Here is a 20,321-nt window from a genome sequence, read left to right on the forward strand (position 1 = left end):
TCCCCCATCGCCAGAACATGTCCATCATGTTCTAGTATTTTACGGTATCCATCTCTTAAACCATCTGCCTGAAGGGTTTAAGTTGATTGTAGAATTCCATTGGTTTTGTCATTCAATCATCCACCTTTCATTTACATACTATTTTCACTTTCTTTGTCCCAGTTAAGCCCTTTGCCTTTCTTTGATTTTTCAATTTTTTCTTTTACTGCTTCTCCTTCAATCGTTGATAAAGGATAGTTACTCCTGCTCGCATCAAACTGATTATCCATTTTGACAAGTTGAACTGCTGATAGGAGCATTTCCATTTTACTTCGAGAGATTCTAGCCTCCATTCTTTGACTGTTCAATTCAAAAGCTTTTAACAGTGCTTCCTTTGCAAAATGTTCCGGTGGATACAACTTTCTATTTCTGCATTTTTTGCCTTGTGCATTGGTAAAAGTAATATATTTTCTGGTATCACTCCAATCCACTTGATAACCTAATGCCTTCATATTATCTACAAATTCTTCTTTACTTCTGTCAATCCATTTCACTTTTTTCACTGCTAAATAGAGTTCATACTTCCAACTATGACCGTTTTCTTTTGAACGGTATTCACCTCGATTAACACGACTGCCTGATTTGCCTTGAGTAATAATCAGTCCGTATTTTTTGCAGATTTCATCAGAATAATCCTTCATCATTTGAAGGTGCTCTGCGCTCTGTTTCCATTTCATACCGGTCTCCATATTAACGGTATTTACAACAAAATGCGTGTGAAGATGATCTCGATCTGTATGAACTGCATAGGCAACTTGAAAACCTTTGAAGGCTTCCATTTGCACCAGCTCATCAGCAATCTGCTTAACCATTGCAGGTGTCACTTTATCATATGGCGCAAAGCTCTGAGTAAAGTGGATATATTGTCTGCCTTTTAATTTACTGTATTCTGACTTAGTCATAAAAAACTCATTATAGGCTGTATTAACACCACAGTTATGACCATCTTCTAAAGTTTCTTCTGTTTTAGCTGGGTTGGTAATGTATTTCAGAACTCTTTCAAGCGCTGCTAAGGTATTGTTCTTTCCATTGATGAATTCAATAACAGCCATAGGCATTACATCTCATCTAACTCATGATCTAAATCATTGGCTAGAGTTTTTAAATCCTCAATCATCTTTTGACTAAATTCAGATTTCACACCTACTGCTGCATAAAGTTCCGACAATGCGCCTATCATCTTTTGGGGATTCTCTTTAAAAAGTCTTGATTGTCTGATGTCTTGTGATAGAAGGAAGTCTTGACCTTTAGCATATTCTCCTTTTATCACTGCATCCACTGCATATGAACCTTCGGTAATACCTAAGGAGGTATACCTTCCATCAGTTGGCAAGTGATTAAAATAATCAGCGGCTTCCCGAAGATCATCTTTCCACTCACAGCCATTCCCATAACGATAAATATGATATTTCATACGTCATCACCTCTTCCCTTTGACTAATTTGCACAGCTCATCCCATAAACCAGTAAATGTTTCTCTGGCCTTCGTTAGATTAACTTCTTTGATTTTTCCTTGATAGGCTAATACCGTTAACTGGTTTAAGTTGTTGCCGATTTTAGATAACTGATGATTCATTTCTTTAATGTCGTCAAAAAAAATAATCTCCTTGTCCAGTGCAGACAAGGAGACGTATTTACTAATTGAAAGCTTTGATTTTTCAGCTTTCTTTTTTATTTTGTTATATTCGGCTTCCGTTACTCGGAAACCTATGAATTTAGTTTTGTTCATTTTGTTACCCACTATTTTTCTAATTACTTATTAATTAAGGAGCTATTCATTTATCATTTGTTCCATCTCATATTCAAGCCTTGCTTCATGCTCCATTTTTCTATCCAAATATTCCATAAAATGATCTATTTTTTTCCTTCTTGTAAATTCCACTTCTTCTTTTTTCTTTTCAATTAAGTAATCATTTGCAGTCTCACTTTCAGTTTTATCAATAAGATCTTCTATACTTTTAGCTCCCTCTGCAGAATACGTGATAACTAATTGATTAAAATAATAATCAAAGATTTCAATGAAACGTTTCTTATCATTTAATTCATTGAATTTTAGCAAAGATAGAACACGCCCATACTCTTGATTCGTAAAAGCTTCTTGTTGTTGATTTAAAATCGACGTCTCATATTTGTCTTTACAGGTATTATTAATCTTATCGATGAACTTCTTAACTCTATCCCTACACTCAATTTCATTCCCAAATTCATCTACATCGTCCCATGATGAATATTTTATCTTTTTATGAATCCCTTGACTCTCATCGTATAAATCTACAGCATTTTTTAATAATGATTTTTCAAAATCTTCATCTACTTTATATAAATCATTCAAAGCGTTAAAAACAGAAATTACATTTTCTTGCTTTATGAAATACTCTACATCCCTAGATTGTGATTTCATCAGAATTTTTTCCTTAAGCTCATCAAACTCTCTCTCATTTAGTGTATATGCATTATAAATTTTAACCACATCTGCCCGAACCTCGGACTTCGCCATTAAGTATTCATTGAACTCATTTTTGTCAATATCCTCATTTGAGTGTATTTTATATATGCTTTTGTATATATTATATTTATCAAAATTCATTGATTTTCTCTTACCTTCTCTTTCGGGAAAGTATATATCATAAATAACTGCTTTACATATTTCTAAAATATCCGTACCTAATTTATTAGCAACAAGGTGCTCCTTCACTCTAATAATTAATTCTACATATTTTAAAAATATTCTCAAATTATAAATATTTCCCACCTTATAACCTTTATCTGAAGTTCTAGGCTTTCCAAAGACAATATTCCCTTCAAGATAAACATTTATAATTTCATCTTCTTCATCTACAGTTTTAGGTATATTCTTAATAATTGTATAGAGAATGGTTTTATCAAGTTTATTCAACTCAATAATGTGATTGATAACTTTCTCTTTATATCTGGAGAAGATTTCCTGATCACATTCTGCTATCTCTTTTGTATTACCAACCACAATTATATCAAAATTTCTTGAAGCTCTTTCAATTAAGCCTAATAAGCTTTTCATTTCAATTGATTCTGATTTTCTCTCGATATCATCGATACATATGACAATTCGTTTATCCGGACTGGTCCATTTCACGTCTTCTATAGAAAAAGAATTAACATAGTTTTCTACACTGACACCTAAAAATTTGTCACCTAAATCATTCAATAAAGTTTTCGCTACTTTTACTCCTATACTTTCATCTTTTACGTTCTTCAGCCCTGGTATTAAATTAAAAAGCATTGATTTTTCAATATCTTTCATACTTTCTTTTCCAAATACCGATGTATATACTAAGTCATAATCACTACTAAAACTCTTAAAATACTCTTGGACAAAATATGTTTTCCCAATCCCCCAATTTCCATCTACCAAAATGCATTTTTTCTCATTTATTCCGATTTTAGAATCACTAAAAATTATCTCTAAAGCTAAAGAAGCTTGATTCGTATTCATCTTTAAACCTCCCACATTCATAAATCAATTGTTCATTAATAATCAACGAGGGTTTGGGAGACCTCCCAACATTCAAACACACTTTGTTAAACAAAGTGGAAGCTTGCCCTCATGAAAGCAGAGCTTTCCTATTCGGTATTTGGGTATTGAAAAATAAAGACTTGATTTAATGCTTATGATATTCTTCTAAAGCATCCATCATATCAGCTTCCCAATCACCTCTAGGGTCACTTTCAATTATTTCTCTATTTGTCCTTGTCCATTGATTCATCTCTAAATCAAATTCAATATTAATTAACTTGAAGTCGAATTCATTACCTATAGAGCTAACTTCGAATGTCAATGTACTATCAAATTCAACAGAATGATCTTCACTAACCTGGCCACGTCCAATATACAAGTATTCCTTTTCTTCCGAGTCCCAAGCTGAATTTGAATAATCATCATATCCGCAAAACACACTAATATCTGCTTTACATTCAATTGTGACTGTAACATTATTATCGCTAACATCATTAACAGAACTTAATCTTAGTTCCATTCCTGAAATCGCATCAATAAATGCTTCATCATAATCGTAACCTTCACAGATTCCTTTTCTATCGCAATCTTGTCCGTCAATTTCAAAGTTCCCATCAGAAATCTTTTCTTCTAACAAACTGGTAATATTATTCACCACATTTTTATCAAATAAATGAGTCTTAATTGCATCATAAGTTTTCTTCTCATCCTGTTCATTAATCAAGTCAAAAATTTCATTTAATTTATCAAAGCAACTAAATCCATCAATATTTTCAAAAGCCTTTCTAAAACCCTTGTCTCCACTAATAATCCACATTGGTTGTATTTCTGAAAAATAACTTTTAATCTTTGAAATCATAATTGCATCCGGAAACTCGTTCTTTTTCTTTTCATTATTCTCGAATGGTGGTCTAAACTGAAAATAATCATCAATAATTTGATTAACATCTACACCTGAACTATCTATTATCATAAAATTTAAATCTTCAAGATATTGATTAAACTTAGCAAGCGCTACCTCTTCGAACCCATTATTCTCAGGTATTTCATAAAAAGATGCAAATGGTGTATCTTTAATCAGACTCGGTGATATATGTTTCCTCATTTCCTTGTTATTTTTTTTTAATAACTCATACGATATAAGAACGTTCTCTTTAATGTGTCTTCTTGCTTCACCTAGGACAATATCGCTTGTATATAAACTTACTTTCTTATTGTCTGAAAACTTTTTTAGTATATTTAGTGGACTTGTTCCTTCCAAATGGTACTTGCTTTCATCAAATATATTTGTATCAATAAAAACTGCAATAGGATAAACTGACATTATATATACCTCCATTCTCATATTTGTGTCATTAGGTCAAAATAGATGCACTACAAGATTTCTAAAATTGCATTAGAGATATAGCTTTTCCTTAACATTAAACGATTGCCCTTTCAAGTTATACTTTAAAAACTTATATAGAATATAGTTTTCTTTATCTGTTTCGTGAGTAGAGATGATTATTTGTTTGTTAGAAAAATCGTTACGCAAAACTTCTATAAGCGAAGATATATTGATGTCATCCATAGTTTGCACCGGATCGTCTACAAGAATGAACCCGATGTCATCTCTTGATTTCATAATATATTGCTTATTCATTGAAAAAAGGAATGCTAATACAAATCCCGAAAGCTGACCAGAGCTGAAAGTATTAAGAATATCATGCTTGGCATCGCCATTTGAAACAAAGCGCATCTCATCTTTACTAACAAAGACCCCCAAACCATTTTGATAGTCCTGTAGTATCTTACCAGTATATATCAATAAAGGTACTCTAAGCTTTTTTAATATCTGATTTTTATAATCATCGATTGAGTTTTGATATAACTTTTGGAGATCGTCTAAATGATCGCGTATTTTTCTGAGTTTATGAACTTTTAGCAACTCATTTTTGATTTCATTTCTCAAAGCATTTAATTCTGTACTCTTCGAAATGGATGATTTGTATTGTAGATATTGAATTTTTTCCTCTACTTGTTCTTTATCCACAAGTCTAGGTTGTGAAATAGAAAGTAGTTTTTGAAATTTGTTACTGATGCTTTTAAAGTCATATTTTTCCGTATCATTACTGAATTCAGCGTTGCTATAATTTTTCAGGCTTCCCTGCAGTATACGTTGAATCTCTATTGATTTTTCTTCATTCCTAAGTTCAACCCAAGAATCTGATTTTCTCAAGTATGAAAACAATGTTTCTACATCTTGAACTCTTTTTTCATTTTCAATAAACTGTTTGGTTTTTGACATTAATGCATTTAATTCCCGAATTTTCAAATCATCATAGCTTTGCACTATAGCTAAAATTGCATCCAAATCTTTTTGGAGCATCGCATTTAAAGCTTGCGTCAGCAACTGTATTTCTTGAGATTTTTCGTTTTTTTCCGCTGACAAAGAATTGGTAAGAGCTAAAAATGATTGCTCTAATTCCTCAACATTTTCGAATTTATGGTTGCAAAAAGGACAGTTTGAAGATTCTTTATCAAAATCGTTTTTTAGTTGATGCAACTTTACCCTTGCTTTATCCAAATCATTTAATGTGTTTTGTCTATTAGACAGTGTTTTATTTGCATCATTAATAGAAGCAATGATATCAGATATTTCATCAATATTAGATGAAATTAAGTTTTCATCTAACTCTTTAAGTTTAAGCAATTCGCCCTTTTTATAGCTGGTTATTTCTAACTTGCTTCTAAAGAAACTACTATAATTATATATATCAATCAATTTATTCCATTCAGAAATCAAATTCCGAATCTTCTCTTTGTCCAAAAACGAATCTGTTATATATTGATTAAAATCAATAAAGTCATTAATAATATCACTATTATTAATAAGTGCATTGATCTTTTTGTTATGCAAATAAATATCATAATCTTGTGTATTGATAACTAAACTATACAGTGCTTGTAATTCAAGAATTGCTGAATTTATATTTAATAATGATTCGGAATCAAAGTCTATAGTTTCCACATCCCAACCCACAGGATTAACATCAATAGGGTATTCTAACAATTGGCTATATTCAACTTTTTGTAAATTAAGATTAGTTCCTTGAATTTTAGATTTTAACAAATCTGCTTTTGTTTCAATAATCTCGTTACTTAATGTAATAGCATCATTAATAACGACACCCTTTTTAGATTTGCTTTTACCAATTAATTGGTTAGTAATATATTCTATATATCCATCAATTGTTGCAGTATTCAAAAGGACATTCATACTATCCTTACGATTGGTAATAGAGTTCTTTAAAAAGTGAACAGATTCCGCTTGTGATACATAATAGTAGACATTAAAATGATCCATTGAGTATCTTAATTTTTCGAACTGTTGAAGGGAGGGCTTCCATTGTAGTTGACTACCTAAAAATATATCTATATCTTCATCCGAATCAAATCTTCTATATACAACACTATATTTTATTGATTCCTCTATAAAAAGCTTCTGAATTTGATGGTCAATTACGGCTACAACTGTAATATAATTATCATTTTCATCACTTAAAGTTAAAATTAAATCTCCATCTTTGTCTGATTCATTCAATAAAATATTCTTCCCCAAATTTATCCTTCCATCTTCTATGCTAGTTTGCAAACGTGTTATTTTTTTTGTAAAAATAAGTTCAATAGCATCAAAAAAGGTGGTTTTTCCAAATCCATTTGGCCCAGATAATATGGTAGGATTTTGATCTTTATGAAATTCAAACTTATAAAAAGATTTGCTGTCAAAGCATTTAAAATTTCTAACCTGTAATTGACTAATTGCATAAGGCATTATTTTACACCTCCAAGCAAGCGGTTTAGCTCTTTTTCCAGCTTTTGATCATCAATCTCAATATCATTTTCTATTTCGAGCAATTGCTCTAGAGTGCAATTTCCATGTTTTATTAGATTATGATATTTCTCTGTGCCATCTGTAATTTTTTGAGAAATATCACTCTCAATGGATAGCGGTGTTGGGTCAGCTTTAAATTTGTACTGTAAAAAGGGCACTTTTGAAAATAGACGAATTACAAGTTCATATACACTCCCAATATTTTTGCCTTCTAGCAATTTATAATATTCATCTTCATTATTGGCAATATCACTGAGAATATCAGCAATACCCCTTCCTTCATAATTTTCTATCGTTGATTGCAAAATAGAAAATTGTGTTTCGGTATAAGGAATAATATATCGCTTAAAGTAATTTGGGGATTCCTCAATAGCGTATATTAAATTCCGATGCAAGTTAAGATTTTTCATATCACTAAACTGAATCAAATAAATCGCAGAAGTATTTTTATCAATTTGGCTTGCTTCTTGATTATTATCAAAGGATTTTTGAATTATCATTTTTATGGTTTTATTTTGAGAATCATCTGAAATTGAGTAATCACTCTCTAATTTTTCTAGAGCAAGTTTCATTAATTTCTCGTTCTGTTCAAATTCTCTGCAGTCAACATTATTTATCAAAAAATAGCTTGCAATGTTTTTATCGCTATGCTTATAAAAACCAATAGAGTCCAATTGCACTTTTTCTTCAGCAATATATGAATGTTGCCTTAAAATTAAATCTATAATTGCTTTCATTCACTTAGCTCCTTTTTAGCATTTTTCCTATCAATAAGCCGCATTATTTTCGGTTTGTTGTAGTTTTTCTTTATTTTATCGATAGAATCGCTAGTTATGTCTTTTAAATCACGAAATTCTTTTTCTCCGATCACCGTGGTATTAATACCATTATATATAAAATTTTCTTCATTTAACTGATCTGTAATCAGAACATCACTTTCATATATTAAAAGTTTATCATCTACAGATGCGTGTACTTCTTTATTAATTTGTTCCTGTAATTCATGTATTTCACCACTCGCATTGAGAGTAAGCCTGTAAAACAAACCATCTTTTTGGGCCTGAATAATATTGTTTTTTTCAAAAGATAAAAGTTCTATTTCTTTAAGTATATTTATAAAAAGCCTATTAATTAAACTATCATCAGGCAAATTATTGGGCTTCCCTTTTTCTGGTTCTTTTAATATAAGACGATATAAAAAATTATGTAAATCTTCTTCTTCAATTTTTGATATTATTTGTAGTTGTCGAATTAAATTACAAGCTGGTATCTCATCGCATTCTTCGCATCTATCCGCTTTACATAAATTTTTATTTTTAGAGGGAAATTGTTCAAAAATACTCCTTATACTTTTCCAGAGCAAAAAGTACTGGTATTTAATCGAATTAAAATTTGAATGATAATCATTTATTAATATAGTGAAGATTTCAAAAAATTTTATCTGACAACCATTGTTAACTTCTGCTTTATTAATGAAATGATTAGTTATATGATCTTTAAAATCTAAGAAAACTTGACCATATACAAATTCTAAATAATCGTTGTCTATAAATAAATTCCATTCTGGCTTGACGACATTTAAGATTTCTTTAATCAGAGAATACGATGCTTCTTTTACTTCCTGCGAGTTGTTAAAGTTACGATCATATTTAGATAGGAGTTGATCATCCTTTATTAAGTCATCATTGTCTTGTAGTTTTTCTTTGTAGGTTGTAAGTTCTGTTTCTATGTCCTTAACTAAGCGTTGTATTTCCTCTTTTTCTTTGTTTCCTTTGCACACAAAATTAATAATATTATATAAGCTTCCTTTTTTTGTAGTCGGTAAAATCTTGTTTATTATAATGTACTTGTCATAATCTTCTTCTGCAACCTCATTTGAATTCTTAATATCTTTATCGAGATCAAAAAGTAACGTATCAATCCAATCTGAGGTACTCTTTATGAAGTCGTTAGGAATCATCTTATTTGGTAAAGTATGAAAATATCCATATTTAGCGTTATACTGTAGTAACGAAATGATAAAAGAAAATTTATCTTTTTTTTCGTTCTGATCTAAATCAATAGTTCCACTTTTAACTTGATGAAGAGTTACATAGTTATTTTTCTCTTTTATTGAGAAATCTTCAGCGCCCTCAATTTCTAGTATAAAATCATTAATTGCATTATTATTAATAACAATCAATTCTCTAATTTTTTGCAATACAACAAAGACAGCGATATGTCCCTGATATTCATAACCCTCCCAAGATGAGATTGCACTAAACGGGGAAATTAACATGAAATCACCTACTTATAATTTATTGGATCATTAATCTGACTTTGTTGTTTTAAACCGACCATCCTTAGGCTTCGCAGTATCCTTAGGTATTGCCCAAGTAACCCCAAACCGAATAGCGCCCGGTATTTTGCCCTGTGCGCAAAGCACTTGTACCCGGCGTGGAGTGATTGCCCATTTTTCCGCTGCTTCTTTCGCTGTCATATAATCCATTAAAACTACCCTTTTCCGAATAAATATTGTATATATTATATATCGCAGCGGCGAATAAAGCACTCATATTCGTGTAAATTATGGAAATATTCACAGGATTATGGTGAAACGGGTTGAAAAATAGCAAAAAATTGTTTAACAGAGAAATGCCGCCAACATTTTTGGCGGCTTCTCCTGCTGTTTTTATTCACTCGGCAGCTCCTATTCCATTTCCATATTGTTATCAAAAGTGATTCGGATGCGGTCTGCGGATAAAACCACCACCTTTGTAATAATCCCCTTGACTACATCATCACGATATTCCTTTACGCTAAGGTAAATATGTTCCAGCGTGTAAAGCAGTTCATGGATTCGGGCTTGTGTATTTTGGGCAAGCATGGTCTGCTCTTGGTGTTCCCCAAGCTGCCCCTGCAGCCCCTTTATCTCCACAGCGATTTCTTCAAACTTGGCATCGAAATAATCTGTACCAGCACTGGACTTGGAGCTGAGTTCCACCAAATCCATCATCAAGCTCTGCAGCTCGGCGATACGGTTTCGGACAGCCTCTTCATTGAAGCTGTCATCATCCTGTGAACCGATGGCCAACCGCAGGCCTGCCTTGAGGGTTTCAATGACATCGGCTTTATCCTCATCCAGCCGGTTCAGGGCGGTGACGATAGCTTGGTGCAACTGGCTTTCCTCAATGGTAGGGGATTTCTTGCAGTATTTCGTGCCATATTCCAAGCGGTTGATGCAGCGCCAGACCACCTTTTTCTTACCGTTCCTCGCCCAAGTGACCCTGCGGTATTGTGTACCGCATTCACCGCAGCAGAGAAGCTCGGTCAGCGCATATTTGCTGCTGTATTTTCCTTTTTCGGTTTTCACAGCTTTCTTGGCCACCTTTCGCTTACCGGCTCGCCGGGTGATTTCCTCCTGTACAAGGTTGAATAAATCCTTTGAAATAATCGGCTCATGGTTTCCGGTTACATAATACTGCGGGATTTCGCCGTTGTTTTTCCGGGTTTGTTTGGTCAGGCAGTCCACCACATAGGTTTTCTGCAGCAGGGCATCGCCGATGTAACGCTCATTAGCTTGTGTCAAGACGTACAACAAAAAAATAAGGGAATATTTTTCCGAAAACAATCGAAATAAGCCAGCATCAGCAAAAAACTGCTGATGCTGGCTTACGTTATTTTATCTACATCTCTGTTCAAAACAAAGTTTAAGCAGTTCGCAGGTTTTCATATAAGTAAACATATTATTCTGCATGGAGACAACTGCTCCACCTTCTTCACAAACTTTGCTCTGCCATTCTATGACATCGGGAATGCTTCGTCCGATTCGTGATAAATCCGTAACCAATACGGTATCTGCCTGATTGCTCCTGATGGCTTGGAGTGTTTCTTTCAATCCAACACGATTACAGCTAAGTCCTGTCACGCTTTCTGCTGTAATTCCTGCAATCACAAGATTATTTTTATTGGCATAGTCACTCAATTTCTCTATCTGAAAAGCAAGTGCTATATCATCTTTATGGGCAGTTCTTGCATAGAGCCAACATTTTTTCATTTCTACCTCCATATCTACAACAGGCCTGTCATTTTATAATAATCCACATAATTCCACACAATTTCAAATCGTTCATCCTCAAATACAGAAACTTCTTTCACAAAGACCAGTACCATATCCTTGGTAAGCTGATCGGCAAACTCATACTTTTGATGGACCTGCTGATACTCGGTTTCCTGCTTATCTTCTGTGAGCAAGGAACATTCTGTTTGCATTTCCCGAAGCTTTTCTGAAATCAGGTTCATCTGCCGGGTATTGGCTTCGAGCATTGCCGCGTACTGCTCTTTGGAAATATGTTCAAAGCAATATTCTTCAAAGGCATTTTTCCTTGCCACACGAAGTTTTTCAATTTCCTGTTGTCTAATCTGGATGTCCTTTTGCAGACTTTGTATCCGTTCATGGTTGGTCAAAGTAAACTCCGAAGGATTTCTGCCATCACGAAGTACCATAATGACCTGCTTGTTGATGATGGCAAGCAGAATATCACTAAATGCCGTTTCCATTACTTTGATTGTACTGCACGGAGTGCTTTCTTCATACTTAGCCATATAGCAGTGATAATAGGGTTGCTTTACACTGGCACGGGTCAGATTATGATGGCAGTATCCGCACTTTAAAATCCCGGTCAGTGGATACCCTCTGGAAGGAACAGGTTTGCACGAATTTTCCCTTTTCGGAAACCAAACACCAGCTTTCTCAAATAGCTCCTGTGTTACAATCGGCTCATGGGTATCCGCAGCAATAATCCATTCTGATTTTGGATTCGCCTTTGTCCGTTTGGTTGATACATCCGCTTTTGTCCGTCTATAGCTAACTAATTTCCCGGTGTACCGCCCGTCACAAAGAATCCGCTTGATGGCAAATCGTGTCCATAATAGACGGTCATCTGCCACTTTCCATCCACGGTCGAGGTCTGTACCGTTCTGTTTACGATAAGCCAGTGGTGAAGGTATCTTTTCTTTATTCAAAAGAACCGCTATCTCATTGGGATTTACACCATCCGCAGCCATTTGAAAAATACGTCTTACCATCACGGCTGCTTGATCGTCAATCACCAGCTTGTTTTTTGTTGTTTCCGATAGCTGATAGCCATAAAACGCTATTGTCCCAAGATATTTGCCATTAGACCATCGGACTTTATTGGAACTGCGGATTTTCGTTGAGATGTCACGGCTGTAAAGCTCACTTACCATGCTCTTCAACGCAACGTCCATTCCAACAGAACTTCCCTTGATCTGGTTGCTGTCGTATATATCATTTACTGCAATAAAGCGTACCCCATAAAGAGGGAATACCTGCTCCAAGTAATCGCATACATCAATGTAATTACGTCCAAACCTTGAGAAATCTTTTACGATAATGCAGTCAATCCGCTTTTGTCTGACCAGCATAAGTAAGCGTTTGATTTGCGGACGGTTGAAGTTGGTGCCGGAGTATCCGTCGTCTTGGAACTCTAATATCTCCCAATCCTTGAACTCACGCTTTTCTGCGACAAATCTATGGAGTAGCTCCCTCTGGTTTTTAATGCTGTCGCTTTCACCGATATTTTCATCCTCGGAGGATAGCCTCATATAGAGAGCGAGTGTTTTTGGCATACAGCCTCCGCCCCCTTTACATTGCCGACAATGAACTGAAATTCGTCTTTGAAATTTAAGACAACCTCAAACCGGTTATCTGCCCAAACCCATACACGGCTGACCAGCTCCAGCATCATTTCTCTTGTCAGTATTTGTTCCTTTGCATAGCGTTCAAAAGAAGTAATCCATTTGTTTTTAGCAGTCAGTTCCTCCGTATATTTTGTAAGCTCCTGCGTGAGCTGTTGTAATTCTTCCTTAAGCCCGGCATTTTCTCCGTTGTAGCGTTCTTTCATATAGAGGAAATCTTCTTCGGAAATGGTGCCGTTATCAAAAGATTCAAACAGCGTGTTCTTCAAGGTGGTAATCCGTTTGATTTTCTGCTGTAGGGTTTGTATGTTCCGTTGCAAATTGCGGATATGTTTCTGATAGGCAGAGGATTCATTAAACCTTATCAGCAGTTTTTTCATATCCACAGCCAAGTCAATCTGACTGCGGATTACTGAAAATATAGCAGCTTCAAGCACTTCCTCACGGGTGGATTTTTTAATGCACCCATGGGACAGGTTCTCATTATAAACTCTGCACTGCTGATAATAGCGGACAGAGGTAGCCGTCGCATCCTTATAGCGTACTAACTTGGTGTGACAATCTCCGCAATACAACAGCCCTGCGAAAATATTCTCCTTTTTCCCATGCTTGTCGTACTTTCCTTTTAACGCCACAATCTGCTGTCGGATTTGTTCCTTTTGCTGTTGAATTTTTTCAAAGGTTTCCTCGTCTATGATGGCTTCATGGGTGCAGGGAACTACAATCCATTCACAGCGGGGAACCTTTGTGGTAGGAAGTCCGTCACAAAGGGCCTTCTTGGTTTTACCCTGTGCCATACAGCCTGTATAAATGGGATTCGCCGTAATTACTTTTATCATCTGCCCCTGCCAAAGCTCGTTTTGCGGCTTCTTTTTGATTTCGCCCTTTTGATATAAATATAGGGAGGGTGATACAATATTTGCTTCATTGAGTCTTCGGGCAATGGTAGTATTTCCAAGTCCTTGTGCCTTCCACTGAAAAATCTGATAAATGGTAGGTGCCGTATCTTCATCAAGAATGAGCTTATGTTTATCCTCGGGTGATTTCTTGTAACCATAGGGGGTAAAGGCTCCGATAAACTCGCCCTTTCGCTGTTTTGTTTCCAAGGAAGTATTGATTTTTCTGGAAATATCCTTGGCATAAAAATCATTGATTAGGTTTTTCAGCGAAACAATCATGGAATTGCTTCCATCATCTGTGAGACTGTCATAGCCATCGTGCAAAGCTATAAAACGTACTCCCATGGTAGGAAAGGTCTTTTCGATATAATATCCGGCTTCCACATAGTTTCTGCCAAAACGGGACAAATCCTTGACTACAATACAGTCGATACGCCCTGCCATGGCTTCATCCATCATCTTTTCAAAATCGGGACGTTCAAAGTCTGTACCTGAAAATCCATTATCACAGAATATCTGGCACAGCCGCATATCTGACTGCTCACTGACAAACCGCTCCAGCATAAGCTGTTGGATTTGGATGCTCTCGCTTTCTGCGCCGTAGCTGTTATCTTCTACGGAAAGCCTCACATAAATTGCCGTATTATAAATTCGCTCCGGTAAAGCGATATTTTCTGTCACTTCTCCATTCAGGGAAGCGGCGATCGCGTTTTGTCTGCTCTTTCTTGCCATTTAGACCACCTCCTTTACTTCCGGTGAGGTGGCATCCGCAGTTTCTGCACAGGAAATGACTCGCAGCGCCTGTTCAAAATCATAATGATACTGAAATACGATTTCAATGCGGTTTCCTTCATAGATATTGATATGGTCAATTAGAGTAACCACAATGGGTCTTGTAAGCTCCGTGATATTTTGGTACTGCCTGAATATTTCTATCCAGTTATTATTTTCTTTCAGGCTAAAAGTGGCGGTATGAAGCTCCTTTTCCAGCCTGTGCAAATCATCTTCGGCTGCTTTTTGCTGTTCATCGTATTGAAGCTTCATCTCAAAGTATTCTGTTTCCGAAATAAGCTTCTCCACTTTGGATTCAAGCAAAGCCTTTTTCAAGCGTTTATACCGCTCAATTTCTTCTCTTTTCTGCTCTGCCTGTATTCCTGTCCGACTGGCTATACTCTTACGGTAGGGCATATCATCAATGCGTTTCAGCATTTTCTCAACATCAAGGACAGCATCAATTTGACTTCTGATACTGGCAAGGACCGTTTGTTCCAGCAGGGTATCTTTGATCCGGTGGCTGGAGCAAATCTTCGTATTCCGGTTGTTGCCGCACATATAGTAGGTATAGATTTTACCGCCACGGTTATTGTTGTTTCGCACCATACTGCGTCTGCAATCCCCGCAGAACAGCAGTCCGCTGAACAGATATACCGTTTGCTCCTGTGGTGCAATCCGAGTATCTTTGATCAGAAGACGGTTTACCGTATCAAAGATTTCTCTTTCGATAATTGGCTCATGGTTATGTTCAATACACACCCATTCATTTTCGGGTTTTTGCATGAGCTTTTTAATTTTATGGTTTGGCGTACTTCGCTTACCCTGCACCAAGGTACCAACATAAAATTCGTTTTTCAGAATACGGCCTATGGCAACAGCCGTCCATCTTGCCTTCGGGTTGATTTGAAAGCCGCTCTTATACTTCATACCGCAGTAACGCTTATACTCCATAGGGGATAGGATGCCGTGGTCATCCAAGCGTTCTGCTATACGCTGCTGGCTGAGTCCCTCCAGCTTCCATTTAAATATGTCCCGTACCACATCGGCGGCATACTCGTCTATGACCAGCTTGTGCCTGTCATTGGGGTCTTTCAGGTACCCATATACAGCAAAAGAGCCAATGAAGTCTCCCTTTTTTCGTTTGACTTCAAGCTGGCTCCTGATTTTTACAGAAATGTCACGGCAGTAAGCATCATTCACCAAATTTTTGAAGGGAAGTACAATATCATCTGCTCCGCCTTTTCTTTGGATAGAATCATAGCCATCGTTAATGGCGATGAAACGGACTCCATACAGCGGAAACTCCTGATCAAGGAAACGCCCCGCTTCTACAAAATTTCTTGCAAAACGGGACAGATCCTTTACGATGACACAATCAATCTGACCGCTTCGGATGTCCTTTAGCAACTGCTGAAAGGCCGGGCGGTCAAAATTGGCACCACTGTATCCGTCATCAACACGGACAGAATGCACTTCAATATCAGGCTTATCCGTAAGATACTGCCTGATTAATTCCTTTTGGTTCACAATGCTGTCGCTCTCTACCTTATCGCCATCTTCCTTGGAAAGACGCACATAAATAGCGGCACGATAACATTTCGCTTTTATTAACTTTTCCATAGTGGAACCTCCTAATCGTTGAATTTCCAATCAGCAGGACTTTTCAACAACAGGCTTCCACCGTTACGTCTATTTGCGACTCATTGTAGCATAGAAACAATTTCGCGTCCAGACAAAAAGAAAAATCCGCTACAGTATGTCTGATCCATTTTCCGCTCCTAAAATGTTTTTAAGTAATTTTCAATGCGATCCTCAAGGGTCGCTGTTGTTTCGGAAAAACTGATTTTTACAATGGCCTCACCGCATTTGTAGCAATACGGATTTCCAATCTGGCGGACATAATCCTTAAGCCGTTGTTCCCTTGGGAGCTTTTTATCTATATTTACATCATTGATATCAACCAGCGTATTCCGATCTACCGTTCTTATATCTACATCCTTGCAGGATGGATTAAGTGTAATGATTTGTGGCTGCATGGCATGACCTCCTTTACCGCTTCTCTTACACTGTATGAAAAATCCGGATTGTCCTATGCAAAGTAACTTTCATCCTTATGGGACAGAATAAACCGCCCCACATCCTCAATCCGGTCAGTTACCGGCATATCGGGCAGAGCGGCCAAAATATCATTTAGGTAGCGTTCGCTGGCACGGCTGTCCAAGATGGAAAACACACAGGTATCGGTTTCCCGGCGTATCCCGCGGCCGATCCACTGGCGCAGTTTGATAATCATGCTGGGGACGATTACATCAGACAGATAGCTGTAAAAATTATCATAGAGGGACTTTTCATACTCTCCAACCGGATCAGGTGTAGGGAAAGGCAGCTTGACCACAATCAACGAAGATAGAATATCGCCGGGCAGGTCAATACCTTCTCCGGCACTGTCACTGGCAAGCAGCACACCGTTTTTGCTTTTCCGAAAGGATTCAATGGCGTTTAATCGCCCTTTGCCCATCAGAAACAACGGGTAATCCGTAATTCTGTCGGAAAGCCCAGTGTAGATAATCTCCATCATACGATAGGAAGTGAACAGCACCAATGTATGTCCATGGGTCTGCTGGATCAACTCCGTGAGCTTAATAAGCACGGCTTCCATGTATTCCTCGTTCTTCACATCGGGAAATGGCATATCCTTTGGAAGGTATAACAATGCGTGTTCCCGGTAGTGAAAGGGTGATGCTTTGCTGGTTTCTATCAATCTTCCTGTATCAAGAAAATCAATCCCTGTCTGATGTTTGAAATGGCTGAAATCTCCGCCGACTGACAGCGTTCCTGATGTCAATACATAAGGCATCGCTTTATCCCAAATATCTTCAAACAATAAGAAATCCAGTTGCTTTGGCAGAGTGCAGACCTGACAGGCAGTGGTACCAGTATGCTCCAGCCAGCAGATTGACTGAGAATAGTCCAGCAGGATCATCAGCTTGGAAAGCTTTTGCTCCATTCGGCTGACTAATCGTCCATAGGCTCCAGCTTTCCTATAATCCTTGGTAAAGAAAAGCACTGACAGTCTGCGTAAAATCTCTGTCAGTGCTTTTAGGTTCTGTATGCTGTCAAAGCGGAGTTCTACCGCTGAACAGGTTTTATCATAGCTCACGCCTGCGGAGCTTCTCAGATTTTCAAACAATGCCGTATTCTGCCGCAGCATTTCTTCACAAAGCCTTAAAATCTCACCCTTATCCGGGTTCTGGCTGCCTATGGAGCGGTAGATGCTGGAGGTAAGCCGTTCCAGCTCCACACTTTCAAGGGTCATTCCATACATCTGCCTTGCTGTATCCAGCAGTTTATGAGCCTCGTCAAAAATCAGTATCCCACAGGCCGGAAACAGTCGGTTTCTACCGCCTTTTTGGCTCAGCACATCCGCCAATACCAAGTTGTGGTTTGCAATTTGAAAATCAAAGGCATCGGTCTGCGATATACGGATAAAATTGCGATAGCGGCAAATAGTAGAGAGATCACAATGCAGATGGCAGCGCTCCACGCAGATACGTCCCTTGACATAATCGGTCAGGGGCAGGCTGTCCAAATCAATAAAGCATGCGCCGGTATATAAGCAATCCAGCGTTTCAATCAGTTCTTTATCTTCCCCACGCCCATTATTTACAATGGAGGAGCGGTAATTTCGCACCCGGTCATCACAGGCATAGTGAGATTTTCCCTTACGTACCACAAAGGATAAAGGGTTTTCAATAATACGATGTTCCATTAAGACATTGGAAATCTGCGGAATATATTCTTCGGTCAATGCTTTTTGCAGGGCAATGGTGGAAGTGGAAATAATCGTCGGTTGACTGCTCCCATGGAACAAGCGGTAGATTGTCGCTGCCAAAATGTAGGCGTGCGTCTTTCCCGTGCCTACCTCTGCCTCGCACAGCGCTACTTTGGTTTCTTCCATAGCATCCAACATCGACAGGGCAAGGGACAGCTGGTTTTCCCGAAAGGTCATGCCATGCCTTGGCAGAATGTCCGTAAAAATATAGGTCAGAAGCTCCCTCGCACGGTTATGCTTATCTGCAAGTATTGGTTCTTCCACCTCGGATACCTGTGCCAGCATTTTTTCAATGGCTTTCTGGTAGCCGGAAGACGACAAGGGCTTCTGGCGGGAAAACAGTCTTTTCGCTTTTAATGTTGTCAGGTCTACCATACGGTAGCTGTATGCTTTGCCGGTATAAAGCTCTAGCAGGACGCAATTCTTGGTGGTCAGTACCACCTTTTCGTCCGGTCGGAACAAACCGGCCTCATAAATCTTATTTTGAATGTCTGCCATGCAGACTTTTTTCTCATTCATAGCTTTATGCCTCCTTTGAGTCCTAAAGGAGCGACACAAGAATGCAGCGGAAAGCAGGATCGAATTTGAGAGTCTGTTGACTGGTATACCTGTTCCGCCGCATGGTTTCTATCGCTCCGATAGAGGTTTTATAAAAAAGAAGGTATGATGAGCGTTCCGCGCGGTTACATGGAATCCATAGAAGCCGCCCCTCATTCTCTCTCAAATGAGGGTGATGCGTTCTCCCGGTCATCCTGCCGGGCTGTTCAATGCGGTGAAGCGTTCAAAACAGAAGTATCATAATCACCGGCAGGAATCATCGCAATCCGCTCCACCACGGAGCGTAACAACCGCAGACATTCTCGCTCGGAGGGCTTGCCCTCGTCTTCGCGTGTCCCGTTATGTCGCTTCTCCTCCCGGGAATGTACCCATCACACCCATATTCTGTTTTCAATGTGCAAGTGAAAGGAAGCTTGGAAAATTTCCTTTCACCCAATGTCAAAAAAACAGGGGGGTGTAGGGGTATGAAATTAAATTTTTTAAATAATTTTGCATTTTTACCGTAGCTACTTCTATGCGTTCATGTACAGAAGTAAAATACACTCCTTCACGGCTTGCAATCTGCCGATAGGATAGCCCTTGAAAGAAATATGTTTATAACCTGCTGATGATAGATTTCAGCCGACAGGGCTTTCATATCCAAAAAGTCCTCTGCGGTTTTGCCGAGATTTCTCCGCAAGGGAGGAACACGGTAGTGAAAAGCCGGAAAATGTCGTATCAACAAGAACTTTGTCAAATACAAAAAAGACAGTACTTTGCCTGTAAAAGCAAAATGCTGTCTTTTTGTATTTGTTGATATGTATAAGCTGCGCCGTCTTTATTTCCACCTATGAAAAGGCAAAAGTCATGGCATATTCATGAGGGACCCCTTTCGCCGCGGCGTATAACGAAAGCTCTGCCCAATACCGAAAATATTCGTAAAATGCGGCAAGGATCCACCCTCGGAATGGATACCTCTCTCGCCATAGCCATAGCGAAAGCCGGTATCACGAAGTCCAAAGCATCCGTTAAAAGCCGCAAAAGCCTGCCCTCCGAGTATGAAGGACAGGCTTTTCCTTAACTGTCAGCAGCCAGACTATCATAGCGTCCTAAGACACCTTAGACCCTCGGCTTTGCGTCCCCGGCTTTTGCCGAGTTTGCCCATAGCTTTAT

The 20,321-nt window shown here is 37.8% G+C and carries 16 protein-coding genes and 1 riboswitch; all 16 genes read right to left on the minus strand.

Going from position 1 to position 20,321, the window contains the following annotated elements:
* Positions 1–131: 131 nt before the first annotated feature.
* The 16 genes from U5921_RS01640 to U5921_RS01715 all read right to left on the minus strand — a co-directional run bounded on the left by U5921_RS01640 (position 132) and on the right by U5921_RS01715 (position 19,130).
* Positions 132–1,091, minus strand: a complete 960-nt coding sequence (locus tag U5921_RS01640; protein ID WP_324824796.1) for a relaxase/mobilization nuclease domain-containing protein — start codon at positions 1,089–1,091, stop codon at positions 132–134.
* Positions 1,092–1,096: 5 nt separating this feature from the next.
* Positions 1,097–1,453, minus strand: coding sequence for a hypothetical protein (locus tag U5921_RS01645; RefSeq protein WP_324824797.1), 357 nt, complete (start codon positions 1,451–1,453; stop codon positions 1,097–1,099).
* A 6-nt stretch (positions 1,454–1,459) separates the two neighbouring features.
* Positions 1,460–1,768, minus strand: a complete 309-nt coding sequence (locus U5921_RS01650; RefSeq protein ID WP_324824798.1) for a plasmid mobilization protein — start codon at positions 1,766–1,768, stop codon at positions 1,460–1,462.
* Between the two features lie 42 nt (positions 1,769–1,810).
* A complete protein-coding gene (locus U5921_RS01655; RefSeq protein ID WP_324824799.1) occupies positions 1,811–3,511 on the minus strand; it encodes a P-loop NTPase fold protein in 1,701 nt (566 codons plus the stop codon).
* Between the two features lie 166 nt (positions 3,512–3,677).
* Positions 3,678–4,856: a PIN domain-containing protein gene (locus tag U5921_RS01660; RefSeq protein WP_324824800.1), complete on the minus strand. Its 1,179-nt coding sequence runs from the start codon at positions 4,854–4,856 to the stop codon at positions 3,678–3,680.
* A 72-nt stretch (positions 4,857–4,928) separates the two neighbouring features.
* Positions 4,929–7,346 carry an AAA family ATPase gene (locus tag U5921_RS01665; RefSeq protein WP_324824801.1) on the minus strand — a complete coding sequence of 806 codons (2,418 nt, stop codon included), beginning with the start codon at positions 7,344–7,346 and terminating at the stop codon, positions 4,929–4,931.
* Entirely contained in the window at positions 7,346–8,143 is a 798-nt protein-coding gene (locus U5921_RS01670; protein ID WP_324824802.1) for an ABC-three component system middle component 1, read from the minus strand. The genes U5921_RS01665 and U5921_RS01670 overlap by 1 nt, the downstream gene beginning before the upstream one ends.
* On the minus strand, positions 8,140–9,684 hold the full coding sequence (locus U5921_RS01675) for an ABC-three component system protein (RefSeq protein ID WP_324824803.1): 1,545 nt from the start codon (positions 9,682–9,684) through the stop codon (positions 8,140–8,142). Before U5921_RS01675 ends, U5921_RS01670 begins: the two co-directional genes overlap by 4 nt.
* 30 nt (positions 9,685–9,714) lie before the next feature.
* Positions 9,715–9,894, minus strand: coding sequence for a helix-turn-helix domain-containing protein (locus U5921_RS01680; protein ID WP_324824804.1), 180 nt, complete (start codon positions 9,892–9,894; stop codon positions 9,715–9,717).
* A 201-nt stretch (positions 9,895–10,095) separates the two neighbouring features.
* Entirely contained in the window at positions 10,096–11,016 is a 921-nt protein-coding gene (locus U5921_RS01685; RefSeq protein WP_324824805.1) for a recombinase zinc beta ribbon domain-containing protein, read from the minus strand.
* 51 nt (positions 11,017–11,067) lie between these two features.
* Positions 11,068–11,442 carry a recombinase family protein gene (locus U5921_RS01690; protein ID WP_324824806.1) on the minus strand — a complete coding sequence of 125 codons (375 nt, stop codon included), beginning with the start codon at positions 11,440–11,442 and terminating at the stop codon, positions 11,068–11,070.
* 14 nt (positions 11,443–11,456) lie between these two features.
* Positions 11,457–13,037 (minus strand): recombinase family protein, encoded by a 1,581-nt coding sequence (locus tag U5921_RS01695; RefSeq protein ID WP_324824807.1) that lies wholly within the window; start codon positions 13,035–13,037, stop codon positions 11,457–11,459.
* Positions 13,010–14,737 carry a recombinase family protein gene (locus U5921_RS01700; RefSeq protein ID WP_324824808.1) on the minus strand — a complete coding sequence of 576 codons (1,728 nt, stop codon included), beginning with the start codon at positions 14,735–14,737 and terminating at the stop codon, positions 13,010–13,012. Before U5921_RS01700 ends, U5921_RS01695 begins: the two co-directional genes overlap by 28 nt.
* The gene (locus U5921_RS01705) at positions 14,738–16,399 is read right to left on the minus strand and encodes a recombinase family protein (RefSeq protein ID WP_324824809.1); all 1,662 of its coding nucleotides are present in this window, start codon (positions 16,397–16,399) and stop codon (positions 14,738–14,740) included.
* 158 nt (positions 16,400–16,557) lie between these two features.
* Positions 16,558–16,815, minus strand: a complete 258-nt coding sequence (locus tag U5921_RS01710; RefSeq protein ID WP_324824810.1) for a DUF6870 family protein — start codon at positions 16,813–16,815, stop codon at positions 16,558–16,560.
* A gap of 53 nt (positions 16,816–16,868) precedes the next feature.
* Positions 16,869–19,130 carry an ATP-dependent DNA helicase gene (locus tag U5921_RS01715; protein ID WP_324824811.1) on the minus strand — a complete coding sequence of 754 codons (2,262 nt, stop codon included), beginning with the start codon at positions 19,128–19,130 and terminating at the stop codon, positions 16,869–16,871.
* A 1,101-nt stretch (positions 19,131–20,231) separates the two neighbouring features.
* Positions 20,232–20,320, minus strand: a riboswitch (cyclic di-GMP riboswitch).
* Position 20,321: the final 1 nt, after the last annotated feature.

Source organism: Sinanaerobacter sp. ZZT-01 (genome assembly GCF_035621135.1).
Classification (GTDB): Bacteria; Bacillota; Clostridia; order Peptostreptococcales; family Anaerovoracaceae; genus IOR16.

Bases quoted from the DNA above. Each gene is read 5' to 3' on its own strand.
- U5921_RS01640 (WP_324824796.1), bottom strand. From the start codon at position 1,091: ATGGCTGTTATTGAATTCATCAATGGAAAGAACAATACCTTAGCAGCG.
- U5921_RS01645 (WP_324824797.1), bottom strand. From the start codon at position 1,453: ATGAAATATCATATTTATCGTTATGGGAATGGCTGTGAGTGGAAAGAT.
- U5921_RS01650 (WP_324824798.1), bottom strand. From the start codon at position 1,768: ATGAACAAAACTAAATTCATAGGTTTCCGAGTAACGGAAGCCGAATAT.
- U5921_RS01655 (WP_324824799.1), bottom strand. From the start codon at position 3,511: ATGAATACGAATCAAGCTTCTTTAGCTTTAGAGATAATTTTTAGTGAT.
- U5921_RS01660 (WP_324824800.1), bottom strand. From the start codon at position 4,856: ATGTCAGTTTATCCTATTGCAGTTTTTATTGATACAAATATATTTGAT.
- U5921_RS01665 (WP_324824801.1), bottom strand. From the start codon at position 7,346: ATGCCTTATGCAATTAGTCAATTACAGGTTAGAAATTTTAAATGCTTT.
- U5921_RS01670 (WP_324824802.1), bottom strand. From the start codon at position 8,143: ATGAAAGCAATTATAGATTTAATTTTAAGGCAACATTCATATATTGCT.
- U5921_RS01675 (WP_324824803.1), bottom strand. From the start codon at position 9,684: ATGTTAATTTCCCCGTTTAGTGCAATCTCATCTTGGGAGGGTTATGAA.
- U5921_RS01680 (WP_324824804.1), bottom strand. From the start codon at position 9,894: ATGGATTATATGACAGCGAAAGAAGCAGCGGAAAAATGGGCAATCACT.
- U5921_RS01690 (WP_324824806.1), bottom strand. From the start codon at position 11,442: ATGAAAAAATGTTGGCTCTATGCAAGAACTGCCCATAAAGATGATATA.
- U5921_RS01695 (WP_324824807.1), bottom strand. From the start codon at position 13,037: ATGCCAAAAACACTCGCTCTCTATATGAGGCTATCCTCCGAGGATGAA.
- U5921_RS01700 (WP_324824808.1), bottom strand. From the start codon at position 14,737: ATGGCAAGAAAGAGCAGACAAAACGCGATCGCCGCTTCCCTGAATGGA.
- U5921_RS01705 (WP_324824809.1), bottom strand. From the start codon at position 16,399: ATGGAAAAGTTAATAAAAGCGAAATGTTATCGTGCCGCTATTTATGTG.
- U5921_RS01710 (WP_324824810.1), bottom strand. From the start codon at position 16,815: ATGCAGCCACAAATCATTACACTTAATCCATCCTGCAAGGATGTAGAT.
- U5921_RS01715 (WP_324824811.1), bottom strand. From the start codon at position 19,130: ATGAATGAGAAAAAAGTCTGCATGGCAGACATTCAAAATAAGATTTAT.